Genomic DNA, 13,904 nt, shown 5'->3' on the forward strand with positions numbered 1-13,904 from the left:
ATAAAGCGCGGTTGAGCTAGAACATGCTCAACCGCGCTGAATCTTCGCACAAACTAGTTGGATGCAGGCTGGCTGGAGGTTGCCTTCAGCGCTGCCAGCTGGTCAGCGATTTCTGGGAAACCGTTGGTGCGCGCGAGGCGCTCCAAGTCAAAGTCCAGGCCACCCTGGTAGAGGCGGTTGTATTCAGAAGAGCCGCTGACGTGCTGCAAGCCTAGGGAAGCAGCGAAGTCATCGACAGCTTGGCGCAGGGCAGGAACATTATCGGTGATCAGCTTCAGCGCAGCAGCGGTGCCGCCGAAAATGAGGGTGAGGTCGGCAGCGGAAGAACCGGTCTGGGAGCTGCCCTCTTCACCTGGAACGAAATCTGGGTTGGTTTCATAATCAGGGGTCTCGCCAGTACCGGTATCAGAAGAGTTGCTGAAAGTGGAAGACAGGTCCTCTGAAGAATCCTGCGCGGAAGCGGGAGCAATAACAGCGGTGGCGGCAATAGAGGTGGCAGCGGCGGTAGCGATAAAGCGCTTGAGCTTCATGATCGGATGAGTTCCTTTCTTGACGCGCAAGCGGGTACTGGCGCGAGTATCAACACAGTGCATAAGCAGCGCACGTTTATGGCAACTTATACGTTCTCAGCATTTCTGCTAATACCATACATAACTTACGCACCATCTGTAACAGTTAAATGGATCTTCGCACAGATTTGTGCGAACTCCTTATTGTGATCGCTCAGTGCGCCTACTTTCGTTAACACTGCATAGAGACTTTCGGCCTGTTGGGTGGGATTGTCGTGGACCCGGATGCCATCGATACGCGCATGCGCGGCTGCGGAAGCTGCAACCAACGCTGAATAATTGGTGATTCTCACGCGCCTAGCCTCGCAAAAGCGCTGCGCAATAATCAGAAGCTGCTCAGCTGTCATAGTGCCGTGTATGGCCTCGCGCTAGGGGAGCGTCGAGTCCGGCGAATATCGGCCTCTAAGGCGCTGCGGCCTTTGATCTGCTCGCGCGCTAAGGCATCGACAGTTGCGTCCTGCACCGTGCGGGCGGCCGCCACGGCAATTGCGCGAACGACCGCCTCATGTTTGGAGGTTCCTTGCGCCGATGCCAGCAGGGTCAACGCGTGATCTTGCTCAGGAGTCAATCGGAGAGTCATCGCCATGCCCGAAATGGTATCACCACGGTATCGACTGGAAGCGATAAAAGCCGGGAGAGGCTAGAATAGGGCCTTATGAGCGATGATAACGGCGATCTTTTTGACAAGATCCATCCCATTGACATCAATGAGGAAATGGAAACCAGCTACATCGACTACGCAATGTCTGTCATTGTGGGTCGTGCGCTGCCAGAAGTACGCGACGGTCTAAAACCAGTACACCGTCGTATTTTGTATGCGATGTATGACTCGGGCTACCGCCCTGAGCGTGGCTACGTAAAGTCCGCGCGTCCTGTCTCTGACGCAATGGGTCAATTCCACCCACACGGTGACTCTGCTATTTATGATGCCCTGGTGCGTCTGGCGCAGAGCTGGAATATGCGTTACCCAATGATTGATGGTCAGGGTAACTTCGGTTCTCCTGGTAATGACGGCCCGGCAGCTATGCGTTATACCGAGTGCCGCATGACGCCTTTGGCGATGGAAATGGTGCGCGATATCCGCGAGAACACCGTGAACTTCTCACCAAACTACGATGGCAAGACCCAGGAGCCGGATATTCTGCCATCGCGTATTCCTAACCTGCTGATGAATGGCTCCGGCGGTATCGCCGTTGGTATGGCCACCAATATCCCGCCACATAACCTAAATGAGCTGGCGGATGCTATTTTCTGGTTGCTGGAGAACACTGAGGCTTCTGAGGAAGAAGCACTCGAGGCCTGCATGAAGTTCGTGAAGGGTCCGGACTTCCCAACCTATGGCCTCATCGTTGGTGATAATGGCATTAAGGATGCCTACACAACCGGTCGTGGTTCTATCCGCATGCGTGGCGTGACCTCCATTGAGGAACAAGGCTCCCGCCAGACCATTGTGATCACCGAACTGCCTTACCAGGTCAACCCGGACAACCTGGTGACCAATATTGCGGAATCCGTAGCGAACGGCAAGATTGCTGGCATCTCCAAGATTGAAGATGAATCTTCCGACCGCGTCGGCATGCGTATCGTGATCACGCTTAAGCGTGATGCGGTTGCACGCGTGGTGCTCAATAACCTGTACAAGCACTCGCAGCTGCAGACCTCCTTCGGTGCGAACATGCTCTCCATCGTTGATGGTGTGCCACGTACTCTGCGTCTGGATCAGATGCTGCGCTACTACGTTGCGCACCAGATTGAAGTTATTGTTCGCCGTACCCAGTTCCGCCTCGATGAAGCTGAGAAGCGCGCGCACGTTCTGCGTGGTTTGGTGAAGGCCTTGGATATGCTCGATGAGGTCATCGCGCTGATCCGCCGCAGCCCAACCGTGGATGAGGCTCGTGAAGGCCTGATTTCCTTGCTGGATGTAGACACCATCCAGGCTGATGCCATCTTGGCCATGCAGCTGCGCCGCCTGGCAGCGCTGGAGCGTCAGAAGATTGTTGATGAGTTGGCTGAGATCGAGCTAGAGATCGCCGACTACAAGGACATCCTGGCCCGCGAAGAACGTCAGCGCGCTATCGTGCACGATGAGCTGAAGGAAATCGTGGACAAGTACGGCGACGAACGCCGCACCCAGATTGTTGCCGCCACCGGCGACGTTACCGATGAAGACCTCATCGTTCGCGAAAACGTCGTGGTCACCATCACCTCCACTGGTTATGCAAAGCGCACCAAGGTTGATTCCTATAAAGCGCAAAAGCGTGGCGGCAAGGGTGTACGTGGTGCCGAGCTGAAGCAAGATGACATCGTCAAGAACTTCTTTATCTGCTCCACCCATGACTGGATCTTGTTCTTCACCAACTTTGGCCGTGTATATCGTCTCAAGGCCTATGAGTTGCCTGAGGCATCGCGTACCGCACGCGGCCAGCACGTGGCTAACCTGCTGGAATTCCAGCCGGAAGAAAAGATCGCCCAGGTCATTCAGATTCAGTCCTATGAGGATGCGCCTTACCTTGTTCTAGCAACCAAGCAGGGGCGCGTGAAGAAGTCCCGTCTGACCGATTATGAGTCGGCTCGTTCTGCAGGGCTCATTGCTATCAACCTCAATGATGATGATGCGCTGATCGGTGCAGTCCTTGTTGAAGAATCTGATGACATTCTGCTGACCTCTGAGCAAGGCCAGGCCATCCGTTTCACCGCTGATGATGAGCAGTTGCGCCCAATGGGTCGCGCTACGGCCGGTGTGAAGGGCATGCGTTTCCGCGGCGATGACCAGCTGCTTAGCCTTTCCGTCGTCCAGGAAGGTGGCTTCTTGCTGGTTGCTACCTCCGGTGGCTACGGCAAGCGCACGGCGATTGAAGAGTACGCACCACAAGGCCGTGGCGGCCTGGGTGTGATGACGTTCAAGTACACGCCAAAGCGCGGCAAGCTGATCGGTGCGATCACGGTCATGGAAGATGATGAAATCTTCGCCATCACCTCCGCCGGCGGCGTTATTCGCACCGACGTCAATGAGATTCGTCCTTCCTCGCGTGCCACCATGGGTGTGCGCTTGGTCAACCTGGGCGATGATGTCGAGCTTCTTGCTATCGACCGCAATGTGGAAGATGATGGTGAAGAAGAAGCGCTGGCTGTAGCAAAGGGTGAGAAGACTGTTGAGGATGCTCAGCAGGAACTGGACCCAAATAGGTCAGCAGATCAGGACGACGATTCCGACAACGAGGAGTAATTCCTATGGCACGACGCAACGTATCGCTCAAGCGAATCTCCCCGCTATCGGCCTTTCGCGTCGGTTTGGCTATGTCGCTCGTCGGCTTGGTGGCGTGGCTTATTGCCGTGGTGTTGCTGTACTTCGGCATGGATCAATTCGGGATATGGGAGTCACTCAACTCCCTCATCTTCGATGTCGGCGGTAATCAGACCATCACGTTCGGCATGGTGGTCTCCATCTGCGCCCTCATCGGCGCCGTAATCGCGATTCTCAACACCATCCTGGCGCCTATCTTGGCGCTCATCTACAACGCCATCGTTGACCTCTTCGGCGGCATTGAGATGGGCTTGCAGGACAAGTCTTCGAAGTCAACGAAGCAGTCAAAGTCTACGAGCAAGACCGCTGACGCAACAAACTAATTAGCGCCAGCATTTTGGCTCCACATCGCAAAGTTATATGTGCGATGTGGGGCTTTTGCTTTCCGATGCCCCTCTCAACCTTTAAACACCTAACCTGAAGTAAAACTCACAACTTTATTAGCTGTTTAAAAACATGCTTTGACCACACGATTTGGCCTTTATTGCAGGCGCTTGTATAGTTACTACTCGTTCCGCTTAAGGGCCTATAGCTCAGTCGGTTAGAGCGCATCGCTGATAACGATGAGGTCGCAAGTTCGATTCTTGCTAGGCCCACCAACGGAACAATGGGGCATTAGCTCAATTGGTAGAGCACCTGCTTTGCAAGCAGGAGGTCAGGAGTTCGATTCTCCTATGCTCCACAGCAAAAAGGCTTGGTAGAGAAAATCTACCAAGCCTTTCGTGGTTTCCGCATCGGTGCACTAGTGGGGGCTAAGTAAACAGATCTGTGGATGGCGGCGTGTCGAGGTCAGGTGCCGAGCCAGCCTTTTTGGATGCCGAGGATGTGGCTGTATCCGTTTGAGTGGTGTTCCGCGTTTCGAGCGCTTCCTAAACTGACAACTGCAGGAGGTAGACGGGAATGGGGCATTTAGGCGGTGCGTAAGGAATTTTCCTTCGTTTAAAGCCGGTCTTGAAGGTATTTCTCTAATCGGTCGTCCTATTGAGGGGCTGTCCCTTGGTATTAGGGACATAAGTGCAAGAACTCTTAAGCCAAAGCTAACTTCTGATTGATCAGAGTACTGAGAGAAATCCCTTCAGCTTTAGCTTGAATCGCCAGGGAACGGTGCAGGGACGGCGAGGTTCGGACGTTGAATTTCCCGGAGTAGTTTCGGGTGCCCAAAGGGGCTGGGATTTCTTCCCCAGACTCAGTCATATCCTCAACAACTTCTGATACAAGTTCAATGCGCCCAGACTCCGCTTCACGGCGATCGGGAGCAAACCATGACAAGAAAGAACCTTCTTGTGTTCAAGACTGTATGTAGGCTTTGGCGCCGAATTAGAAAGTTCTGCTCGGTGGGATAATCTCGATTCATGGCACGCACACTTTGGGCAGTCAGCGACCTGCACGTTACTTTCAAGGAGAATCAGCAGGTCGTCGATCGGCTTGTTCCTCGTGATCCCGGTGATTGGTTGATTGTTGCTGGTGATGTCGCGGAGCGCATCCCTGATGTTGTGAACGCCTTGAAGCCCTTGGTTAAGCGTTTTGCCAAAGTGATTTGGGTGCCTGGTAACCATGAACTATTTAATCGTTCCTCTGAACGTATCCGGGGCAAGACCCGATACCGGGCACTGGTGGGAGAGCTGCGGGCGATTGGTGTGATTACGCCGGAAGATCCGTATCCGGTCTTCGGTGGAGTTACCGTCTGCCCGCTGTTTACGCTGTATGACTACAGTTTCCGTCCACTTGGTCTGACGGCGAAGCAGGCCGTGGCACAAGCCAAGGTCAAGCTGGATGATGAACTTGCGATCGCCCCATATGTGGACATCGAAAAGTGGTGCGCGGAACGCGTTGAATACACCGAAGAGCGGCTCAATGCGGTGCGTGGGCAAACTATTTTGGTCAACCACTGGCCGTTAGTGGTGGAACCAACCCATAGGCTGTTTGAACCGGATATCGCCCTGTGGTGCGGCACCACTGCGACGCGAAATTGGGCAGTGAAATACCATGCGCAGATGGCTATCCACGGTCATCTGCACATTCCCGCGGAAACCCGAGTGGATGGAGTAAGCCACATCGATGTATCGCTCGGTTATCCATTTGAGAAACCACCCGCGAAGTTTCGTCGTCCCTGGCCATTTGAGGTCATGCAAGCGCCGTAGAGAAGGGGAGTATCTTTAGGGCCATGGTTATGCCACAGATTCATGTCAGTGCTGTTGTCTTCCGCGATTCCCAGGATCAGGTTCTCACCGTCCGCAAGCGCGGTACGGAGAAGTTCATGTTTCCTGGTGGCAAGCCCGAACCTGGTGAGAGCGCTATGGAGACTGCAATTCGCGAGGTGCATGAGGAGCTTGGCGTAGAACTCGATGACACCCAGCTCACCCAACTCGGTGTTTTTGAAGCACCGGCTGCCAACGAGGCCGAGCACAACGTTGTTGCCACCGTATTTTCTTACTCCGGCGCGGTATCGCCGAACGCGGCCGCTGAAATCGCAGAACTTTCCTGGGTATCACCACATGAACCGGACGTTGTCCTAGCGCCTTTGCTTGCTGATTATGTATTCCCAGCTCTTATCGGTGATCGGATTCAGTCTTAGCGTTTTCACGTTTGTCACTCCAACGTCGATAAATAGAAGCAACGCCCCAAAGTAGACAGACAATGAGAAATGTTTGAAGCATCCATCCGGGATCGTTATAACCGACGGTGATAATTGCGGCAGCAGGGATGACGAGCCAGATTGCAATGGTTCTTAGGCTCATGGATTTCTCCTCGTAATTACTGGTCTCGATCAAGGGCTGGTTACCTTGCAATGACGGTTGTCAGCGGAAACTTCTTTCTCATAACCTAATCCTTCACGCGGTAAGGAGATGAGAAAAGTAGACACGGATGTACATCTCCGGGTACCTAATCGAAAACTATTACCATGAGGAAAATATCACCCAGCATGACTTTCACGATAGGGCTAAAGCCAAATTAGGTAATTTCGTTCCCTTCTAAACGCGCAAGCCTATGTGATTGCTCATTGATCTTAGATTGTTCATCTTGTAGGTTGAGTCCCATGCAGATGTTGTATTTCCTATAAAAGACGTACGTTCGCCGGCCGTAGACCCGATTGAGTAGATCTCGGGTAGTTGACGGAGGCCAACCTGTCCTGACTCCAAGGTGTGAGTCAACGTCTTTTCATGCCTTAAAAATTTAGCCGACTTATATGTCGGTTGATTGGGCATGCATTTTTCAAAGGAAATACATGAATACCGACGCACGTCGTTTTCCGGCGCAAGGGCTTCCTGCCCGTGAGCTACCAGCTCGTGAGCGCGCCCAAATTATTGCCTCCGAAGTAACCGTTATTCGAGGCACCAACACCATCCTCGATGAAGTAGACCTAGTTATTAATCCCGAGTCACGCGTGGGAATCGTGGGAGAAAATGGTCGTGGAAAATCCACGCTGTTGCATGTTCTCGCTGGTTCTTTGGAGCCAGACAGCGGCACTGTCACGCAGATTGGCACCATTGGTGTGGCTGAGCAAGAGATGGAATCTCACGGTGAGCGCACCGTGGGTGATGCGGTTGGAGAAGCAATCGCGCAGCCGCTCGCCGCGTTGGCTGCGTTAGATGCAGCGAGCCTTCAATTAGCTGAAGGATCTGATGATGCGGATGTGGCCTATGCCCAGGCACTGGAGTGGGTTGAGAGCCTAGATGCATGGGATGCGGAACGCCGCGTGACCATGGCGCTCGAGTCACTCAACGCGGTCACCGATATGTCTGTTCGGCTGGCTGAGTTGTCCGTCGGTCAGCGTTACCGCATTCGCCTAGCCTGCCTATTAGGCGCCGATGATGATTTCTTGTTGCTTGATGAGCCCACTAACCACCTTGATCGCAGCGGGTTGGACTTTCTGACTGCGCAGATTACCAGCCGTAAAGGCGGGGTTGCCGTGGTCAGCCACGATAGAGCATTGCTTGCCGATGTCGCTCGCACCATCGTCGACATCGACCCCACCCCGGATGGCCGTCCGCGCATCTACGGGAATGGATATGCTGGTTATCGCGAGGGTCGCGCAGCTGAGTTGGCGCGTTGGGAACAAGAATACGAGAAGGAACAGGCCGAGCGCGCGCGGCTCGAAGAAAGCCTGAGCGCCGCGCAAGACCGCCTGGTGGATAAGTGGCGCCCCGGCAAAGGTACCCCGCGGCATGCGCGAACGACGCGTGCCGGTGGCGCAGTTAAGGCAGTACATCGCCGAAAAGAAGAACTCGCTGCGCATGCCGTCTCCGTTCCTCAGCCGCCGCAGGACTTTGCTTTTCCTGCACTTCAAGCGCGCAAAGGAGCCAAACTGGTCACTGCGGAGGATGTGACCGTGACTGGTCGATTGGACCATCCGGTTAGCTTGGACCTGGGCCAACGCGGAAGGCTGGTCATCACTGGTCCAAATGGTGCAGGTAAATCCACATTGCTGGAGGTCCTCGCAGGCAACTTTGCCCCGGATACTGGGCGGGTCACCGTGTCACAAGGGACCCGTATTGGTTATTTGCGTCAGGAATCCAACTTGCCCGGAGATCGTCGCGCTGGCGACTATTTCCGGCGCCACGTGGAACACCTGGTGTCCGCTGGCACCATCAAAGAACCGAAGGCTCTGAGCTTGTCAGAGCTTGGTTTGCTGCGTAAACCTGAGATGGATAAGCGTATTGGTGAACTGTCCATGGGCCAGCAACGACGCCTGGAGTTGGCACTGGTTTTGGCAGAATTACCGCACGTGCTGATCTTGGATGAGCCTACTAACCACCTGTCTATCGCTTTGGTTGATGAACTCACTGAGGCACTGGAGGCCACGGATGCTGCGGTGGTGTTGTCTTCCCATGACCGGCAACTATTACGAGATACCGAGAGCTGGGCAAGAATTAGACTTTTCCCGGACAGAAAATATCAAGAGCTTTAAGTGCAAGAAAAATAGTATCTAGGTTGCTGCGGTTCAAGGAGGACAAATTGTTGGAATGGAACCAAATCATCCAAGACATCGAAGATGACTTCGATGTAGACATCGGAAAGCTAGCACAGCGTACATTGACCACGGAATATCATCTGCGGCAAATGTTTAGCACCCTAGCCGGAATAACCCTGACCCGATATATCCGGAATCGCCGCTTGACGCTGGCGGCGGCTGATCTGCGCGCAGGGCACTCAGTACTCGATGTAGCAATCAAATACGGATACGGATCTTCAGAGGCTTTTTCTCGAAGTTTCGCCCAGTTCCATGGTGTTAATCCTTCTATTGCTCGAACTGGTTCAGCCACGCTGAGCTCGCAACCGCAGCTGCGTTTTAACATTTCAGTGAAAGGAGTAAGTAATTTGCGTTTCCGAATACTACAAAAGGAATCTTTCTACCTCAGTGGCTTCACAACGACAGTGAACCTGGTGTTTGAAGGAGACAATGAACAGATTATTGACTTTGAAAAGTCACTTGATCCTCACGCCAAAGCAACATTGTTGCAGCACAATGATGTGGAGCCCTTCGGGCAGCTTGGAGTCAGCACCGAACTGGAAAACCAGCTCGAAGAAGGTTCGAAATTGTAATACTGGCATGCAGTGGCAACTAGTTCGCCGACAGTTGGTTATGAGTCAAAGAAGGTGCCTGCAGGTACATGGGTGATCTTTGAATCAGAAGGGCCATTTCCTGATGCAATCCAGCAAATGTGGGCGGATGCAGCTACCGAATGGTTTCCCTCAAACCCATACCTATGGGCACCCGGACCACAGCTGCTTCAAGTGGAATACAAAGGTGATGGTTCTACTGCACAGGCACAGCTGTGGATTCCTGTCACCGCCCAATAAAAACGTCTAAAGGATGAAGGAGAAACGGAAACGATCCTTGTCTAATTAGATATCCATATTATCGATTAGCCTGGTTCCGCCAACGGTGATGGCTCCCAGCGCTAGTGCTGGCGCCGTCGGCGGCCAAGTAATTGGCTGCAAGGTATCTGGAGAGACAACTTCGAGGTAGTCCAAGTCCACACCTGGTGAATTGCACAATTGGCCACGAGCTTGGTCAAGGTCAATGCGCCGCTCACGCAAGGCTTTTAGGGTTGCTGGCAGCACCAGAGCATTGTCACGATCAGAGGTGCTTAGATGCTGATTGCGGCTGGATTCAGCGAGCCCGTCTGCACCGCGGATAATCGGAACAGCGCGGATATCAACGCGCAGCTCTAAGTCACGGACCATGCGCCTAATGATTGCTAGCTGCTGGGCATCTTTTTGTCCGAAGTAGGCGCGGTGTGGCCGGATAAGGTTAAATAGTTTGGCCACGACGGTGGCAACACCATCGAAGTGTCCTGGCCGGCTGACGCCTTCGAGCTGGCTTCCCATCTCACCAGTGCGTACCCACACTTCCGGTACACCTTGCGGATACATCTCCGCGACATCTGGCGCGAAAACAATATCCACCCCAGCGGATTCCAACAGCTGTGCATCTGCATCCAGGGTGCGGGGATAGTTGCGGTAATCATCGCAATCGCCAAGCTGCGCAAATTGCAGTGGATTAACAAAAATACTTGCCACCACCAGGTCTTCTTCTGAATTGCTGCTCGAACCGATATCGGATCGAGCAGCGGCGACCAGGCTCAGATGCCCTTCATGCAGCGCGCCCATCGTGGGCACCAGGCTGATTGTGCCGCGGACTTCTGAGAGGGCATTGGCAAGCTCTGCTTTGGTTTTAACCAGTATCATTCGTAGGATTCTTCCTCTGCCGGGAAGCTACGGGTGGAAACGTCCTCGGCGTAGGCGCGGGCGGCATCGGAAAGCGAATCGCCCAAATTCGCGTAACGGCGCACGAAACGTGCGGTTTTGCCGCGGTTGAGTCCAAACGCATCCTGCCACACCAGAATCTGGCCATCAGTATCAGGACCGGCGCCAATCCCGATGGTTGCGATCTCAATATCACGCGTAACCTGCGCCGCGATCGCAGCCGGAACCATTTCCAACACCACGGCGAAAGCCCCGGCGGACTCCACGGCGCGGGCATCGCGCGTGAGTTTCTCAGCCCCAGAGCCACGGCCCTGGATGACCGGACCGCCTAGTGCGTGCTCAGATTGCGGGGTAAAACCAATGTGCCCGCAGACCGGAATACCGGCGGCGACAATCGCGCGGATGGTGTCTGCGCGTTCCACGCCACCTTCCACCTTGACCGCGTGCGCACCGGTTTCTTTCATGATTTTTACCGCGGTGGCTACGGCTTGTTCCGGGGATGCTTCATAGCTACCAAAAGGTAAGTCAACCACCACGAGGGCGCGCTGAGTGGCAAGAGCAACCGCCTTGGCGAGAACAATCATTTCATCAACCGTGATCGACAGCGTGGTCTCGCGTCCTAAAACCACATTGGCGGCAGAATCGCCGACCAGCAGCATGTCGATGCCGGCCTCATCAAAGATCCGCGCCGACAAGGCGTCATAGCTAGTCAACGCAGAGATCGGGGAGCCTGCGGCTTTGGCCTCGAAAAAGTGGCGGTTACGTACCCGTTTTGCATCAATTCCTGACATGGCAAGAGTATAACCACGGCCTCATTCTGAAAAAGGGGCTTTTCACAACCGATCTGTACCTGCCTCGGGATCGGACCTGAATTTATTCGGGGGCGAGCGCTGGGGGTGTACCGCGCGAAGTTGGCAAAGCAGGCAGTGATTATATGTGTTCGCTTAGCGCAACGCCATTCCCAGCGGTTTTGTCAGGGATTGAGGGGCGTATTCGATATTTGCAAAGAATGTAAATTGCGATTAGCAAGTGCTGCTATCTCACGTGATTCAACTTTCTGAAGTGTGACTCATCCTTCTATAGACTGTGATCTTGGTTAATTTCCCGTGATTGATGAGAATGGAGTCTCACTGTGGACCTTTACGAGTACCAAGCTCGTGACTTGTTTGAAAAGCATGACGTACCTGTCCTTCGTGGCATTACCGCTACTTCGGCGACTCAGGCAGAGGAAGCAGCCCGGAAGCTCGGAACAGACGTTGTGGTCGTAAAAGCCCAGGTGAAAGTAGGTGGACGCGGCAAGGCTGGTGGCGTGAAGCTGGCGAAGAGCCCGGCGGAAGCAGCAGCGGCTGCCGATGACATCCTGGGTCTCAAGATCAAGGGTCATACCGTGCGCCGCGTGATGATCGCAGAAGGCGCGGACATCGCTGAGGAGTATTACTTCTCCATTCTTTTGGATCGCACCAAGCGTCGCTACCTGGTGATGTTGTCCAAGGAAGGTGGCGTGGAAATTGAAACCCTCGCTGCAGAACGCCCAGAAGCACTGATTCGCCGCAGCTTCTCTCCGTTGGATGGCATGACCACCACTTTGGCGCGTGAGATCGCGACCGAAGCAGGCTTTAGCGAAGATGATGTGGCCAAGCTGATCCCTGTCTTCAAGAAGCTCTATGACACATATGTGGAAGAAGACGCCACTCTGGTGGAGGTCAACCCGCTGGTCAAGACCGGTGCGGGCGATATTGTTGCTTTGGATGGCAAGGTCTCTTTGGATGAAAACGCGGAATTCCGCCACCCAGACCACATTGAGCTCCAAGACCACAGTGCGCAGGATCCACTGGAGTTGAAGGCTCAGAAGATGGGCCTGAACTACGTCAAGCTGGATGGCTCCGTCGGTGTCATCGGCAATGGCGCAGGCCTGGTGATGTCTACTTTGGACGTGGTTGCTTATGCCGGTGAGGATCTGGCAAGCCAGCCGAAGCCAGCAAACTTCCTAGATATCGGCGGCGGTGCCAACGCAGAAGTCATGGCCAATGGCCTCGAGGTCATCTTGGGTGACGCACAGGTCAAGTCCGTCTTCGTCAACGTCTTCGGCGGTATTACTGCCTGTGATGAGGTTGCCAAGGGTATTGTCCAGGCTTTCCGAATCCTGGAATCAGAAGGCATTGAGCCTAAGCCACTGGTTGTCCGCCTTGATGGCAATAATGCTGAGCTCGGCCGCTCCATCCTGGAAGAGGCAGACCTGCCCAAGCTTGTCCAGGTTGGAACCATGGATGAGGCAGCACGTAAGGCTGCAGAGCTTGCCGATTCCGACGTCACCGTCAACGCCTAAGCAGAATAAGGACGAAGAAACACATCATGGCTATTTTTCTCGACTCTGATTCCAAGATCATCGTTCAGGGCATGACCGGTTCTGAGGGCATGAAACACACCCAACGCATGCTCGGATCTGGTTCCAATATTGTAGGTGGCGTCAATCCAAAGAAGGCGGGCGAGTCTGTCTCTTTTGAGACTGGTGAAAATATCCCGGTCTTCGGTACCGTGCGTGAAGCGATTCAGGCTACCGGCGCTAATGTCTCCGTCATTTTCGTGCCAGCCAAGTTCACCAAGGCGGCTGTGGAAGAAGCAATCAACGCGAATATTCCACTCGCAGTTGTTATCACTGAGGGCGTTCCGGTCAAGGATACCGCGGAATTCTTCGCGCTGGCGAAGGAGTCCAACACCCGCATCATTGGCCCGAACTGCCCAGGCCTTATTACTCCTGGTCAGTCCAATGCTGGCATCATTCCTGCGGAGACCGCACCAGAACCAGGTTCCATCGGCTTGGTGTCTAAGTCCGGCACGCTGACCTATCAGATGATGTACGAGCTATCTGATATCGGATTCTCCACCTGCGTTGGTATTGGCGGCGACCCGATTATTGGCACCACTCACATTGCTGCGATTGAGGAATTCCAGAGGGATCCCGATACGAAGGCAATCATGATGATTGGTGAAATCGGCGGCGATGCCGAGGAGTATGCAGCAAACTACATTGCTGAATACGTCACCAAGCCAGTCGTTGCTTACATCGCGGGCTTTACCGCACCTGAAGGCAAGACCATGGGCCATGCGGGCGCTATCGTCTCTGGTTCTTCCGGTACCGCGGAAGGCAAGAAGCGCGCACTGGAAGCAGCCGGTGTGCGTGTAGGCAAGACCCCATCCCAGGCAGCGGAATTGATGCGTGAGGCTCTCGCTGCCGCCGAAGCCAAAGTTCACTAAGGTCCAGTTGCCACAGCTTTGACCTGTATAAAACGCGCAAGGCGGGTACCGATCATATAGTCGGT

14 protein-coding genes, 2 tRNA genes and 1 pseudogene are annotated in these 13,904 nt (G+C 54.1%); 11 read left to right on the forward strand and 6 right to left on the reverse strand.

Annotated features, from left to right (window positions below):
• Positions 1-53: 53 nt before the first annotated feature.
• From ACG98I_RS07995 to ACG98I_RS08005, 3 genes are all read right to left on the reverse strand, one after another.
• Positions 54-530 (reverse strand): hypothetical protein, encoded by a 477-nt coding sequence (locus ACG98I_RS07995; RefSeq protein WP_394719851.1) that lies wholly within the window; start codon positions 528-530, stop codon positions 54-56.
• A 125-nt stretch (positions 531-655) separates the two neighbouring features.
• Entirely contained in the window at positions 656-916 is a 261-nt protein-coding gene (locus tag ACG98I_RS08000) for a cell filamentation protein Fic (protein ID WP_394719853.1), read from the reverse strand.
• Positions 913-1,155, reverse strand: a complete 243-nt coding sequence (locus tag ACG98I_RS08005; protein ID WP_394719855.1) for a CopG family transcriptional regulator — start codon at positions 1,153-1,155, stop codon at positions 913-915. Before ACG98I_RS08005 ends, ACG98I_RS08000 begins: the two co-directional genes overlap by 4 nt.
• 69 nt (positions 1,156-1,224) lie before the next feature.
• Here ACG98I_RS08005 and gyrA point away from each other — a divergent pair, with 69 nt between their 5' ends.
• The 4 genes from gyrA (at position 1,225) to ACG98I_RS08025 (ending at position 4,555) form a co-directional block, all read left to right on the forward strand.
• Complete coding sequence (gene gyrA / locus ACG98I_RS08010; protein WP_394719857.1) at positions 1,225-3,795, forward strand: DNA gyrase subunit A; 2,571 nt, start codon at positions 1,225-1,227, stop codon at positions 3,793-3,795.
• A gap of 5 nt (positions 3,796-3,800) precedes the next feature.
• Positions 3,801-4,196, forward strand: a complete 396-nt coding sequence (locus tag ACG98I_RS08015) for a DUF3566 domain-containing protein (protein ID WP_394719859.1) — start codon at positions 3,801-3,803, stop codon at positions 4,194-4,196.
• A 199-nt stretch (positions 4,197-4,395) separates the two neighbouring features.
• Positions 4,396-4,472 (forward strand) — tRNA-Ile (locus ACG98I_RS08020).
• Between the two features lie 10 nt (positions 4,473-4,482).
• Positions 4,483-4,555 (forward strand) — tRNA-Ala (locus ACG98I_RS08025).
• 344 nt (positions 4,556-4,899) lie between these two features.
• On the opposite strand, the pseudogene ACG98I_RS08030 reads toward ACG98I_RS08025, so the two are convergent.
• Positions 4,900-5,142: pseudogene (locus ACG98I_RS08030) on the reverse strand (toxin-antitoxin system HicB family antitoxin); the annotation flags it as partial.
• A gap of 83 nt (positions 5,143-5,225) precedes the next feature.
• Between ACG98I_RS08030 and ACG98I_RS08035 the strand changes: the two are divergent.
• From ACG98I_RS08035 to ACG98I_RS08055, 5 genes are all read left to right on the forward strand, one after another.
• Complete coding sequence (locus ACG98I_RS08035; RefSeq protein WP_394719860.1) at positions 5,226-6,014, forward strand: metallophosphoesterase family protein; 789 nt, start codon at positions 5,226-5,228, stop codon at positions 6,012-6,014.
• A gap of 23 nt (positions 6,015-6,037) precedes the next feature.
• Positions 6,038-6,448 (forward strand): NUDIX domain-containing protein, encoded by a 411-nt coding sequence (locus ACG98I_RS08040; protein ID WP_394719862.1) that lies wholly within the window; start codon positions 6,038-6,040, stop codon positions 6,446-6,448.
• Between the two features lie 651 nt (positions 6,449-7,099).
• Positions 7,100-8,782 (forward strand): ABC-F family ATP-binding cassette domain-containing protein, encoded by a 1,683-nt coding sequence (locus tag ACG98I_RS08045; RefSeq protein WP_394719864.1) that lies wholly within the window; start codon positions 7,100-7,102, stop codon positions 8,780-8,782.
• Positions 8,783-8,832: 50 nt separating this feature from the next.
• The gene (locus ACG98I_RS08050) at positions 8,833-9,417 is read left to right on the forward strand and encodes a helix-turn-helix domain-containing protein (protein ID WP_394719866.1); all 585 of its coding nucleotides are present in this window, start codon (positions 8,833-8,835) and stop codon (positions 9,415-9,417) included.
• 12 nt (positions 9,418-9,429) lie between these two features.
• Positions 9,430-9,675 (forward strand): GyrI-like domain-containing protein, encoded by a 246-nt coding sequence (locus ACG98I_RS08055; protein ID WP_394719868.1) that lies wholly within the window; start codon positions 9,430-9,432, stop codon positions 9,673-9,675.
• Between the two features lie 45 nt (positions 9,676-9,720).
• Here ACG98I_RS08055 and panC read toward each other — a convergent pair whose 3' ends face one another.
• Both panC and panB read right to left on the reverse strand, forming a co-directional pair.
• Positions 9,721-10,566 (reverse strand): pantoate--beta-alanine ligase, encoded by an 846-nt coding sequence (gene panC, locus ACG98I_RS08060; RefSeq protein WP_394719870.1) that lies wholly within the window; start codon positions 10,564-10,566, stop codon positions 9,721-9,723.
• Positions 10,563-11,375: a 3-methyl-2-oxobutanoate hydroxymethyltransferase gene (gene panB / locus ACG98I_RS08065; RefSeq protein ID WP_394719872.1), complete on the reverse strand. Its 813-nt coding sequence runs from the start codon at positions 11,373-11,375 to the stop codon at positions 10,563-10,565. Before panB ends, panC begins: the two co-directional genes overlap by 4 nt.
• 341 nt (positions 11,376-11,716) lie before the next feature.
• On the opposite strand from panB, the gene sucC reads away from it, so the two are divergent.
• Positions 11,717-12,910: an ADP-forming succinate--CoA ligase subunit beta gene (gene sucC, locus ACG98I_RS08070; protein ID WP_394719873.1), complete on the forward strand. Its 1,194-nt coding sequence runs from the start codon at positions 11,717-11,719 to the stop codon at positions 12,908-12,910.
• Positions 12,911-12,936: 26 nt separating this feature from the next.
• Positions 12,937-13,839, forward strand: coding sequence for a succinate--CoA ligase subunit alpha (sucD, locus tag ACG98I_RS08075; RefSeq protein ID WP_394719875.1), 903 nt, complete (start codon positions 12,937-12,939; stop codon positions 13,837-13,839).
• The last annotated feature ends 65 nt before the right edge of the window (positions 13,840-13,904 follow it).

The organism is Corynebacterium sp. L4757 (assembly GCF_043673995.1).
Classification (GTDB): domain Bacteria; phylum Actinomycetota; class Actinomycetes; order Mycobacteriales; family Mycobacteriaceae; genus Corynebacterium.

What these genes read in the sequence shown, in the direction of transcription:
- ACG98I_RS07995 (WP_394719851.1), bottom strand. Translation starts at nt 530, where the DNA reads ATGAAGCTCAAGCGCTTTATCGCTACCGCCGCTGCCACCTCTATTGCC.
- ACG98I_RS08000 (WP_394719853.1), bottom strand. Translation starts at nt 916, where the DNA reads ATGACAGCTGAGCAGCTTCTGATTATTGCGCAGCGCTTTTGCGAGGCT.
- ACG98I_RS08005 (WP_394719855.1), bottom strand. Translation starts at nt 1,155, where the DNA reads ATGGCGATGACTCTCCGATTGACTCCTGAGCAAGATCACGCGTTGACC.
- gyrA (WP_394719857.1), top strand. Translation starts at nt 1,225, where the DNA reads ATGAGCGATGATAACGGCGATCTTTTTGACAAGATCCATCCCATTGAC.
- ACG98I_RS08015 (WP_394719859.1), top strand. Translation starts at nt 3,801, where the DNA reads ATGGCACGACGCAACGTATCGCTCAAGCGAATCTCCCCGCTATCGGCC.
- ACG98I_RS08035 (WP_394719860.1), top strand. Translation starts at nt 5,226, where the DNA reads ATGGCACGCACACTTTGGGCAGTCAGCGACCTGCACGTTACTTTCAAG.
- ACG98I_RS08040 (WP_394719862.1), top strand. Translation starts at nt 6,038, where the DNA reads ATGGTTATGCCACAGATTCATGTCAGTGCTGTTGTCTTCCGCGATTCC.
- ACG98I_RS08045 (WP_394719864.1), top strand. Translation starts at nt 7,100, where the DNA reads ATGAATACCGACGCACGTCGTTTTCCGGCGCAAGGGCTTCCTGCCCGT.
- panC (WP_394719870.1), bottom strand. Translation starts at nt 10,566, where the DNA reads ATGATACTGGTTAAAACCAAAGCAGAGCTTGCCAATGCCCTCTCAGAA.
- panB (WP_394719872.1), bottom strand. Translation starts at nt 11,375, where the DNA reads ATGTCAGGAATTGATGCAAAACGGGTACGTAACCGCCACTTTTTCGAG.
- sucD (WP_394719875.1), top strand. Translation starts at nt 12,937, where the DNA reads ATGGCTATTTTTCTCGACTCTGATTCCAAGATCATCGTTCAGGGCATG.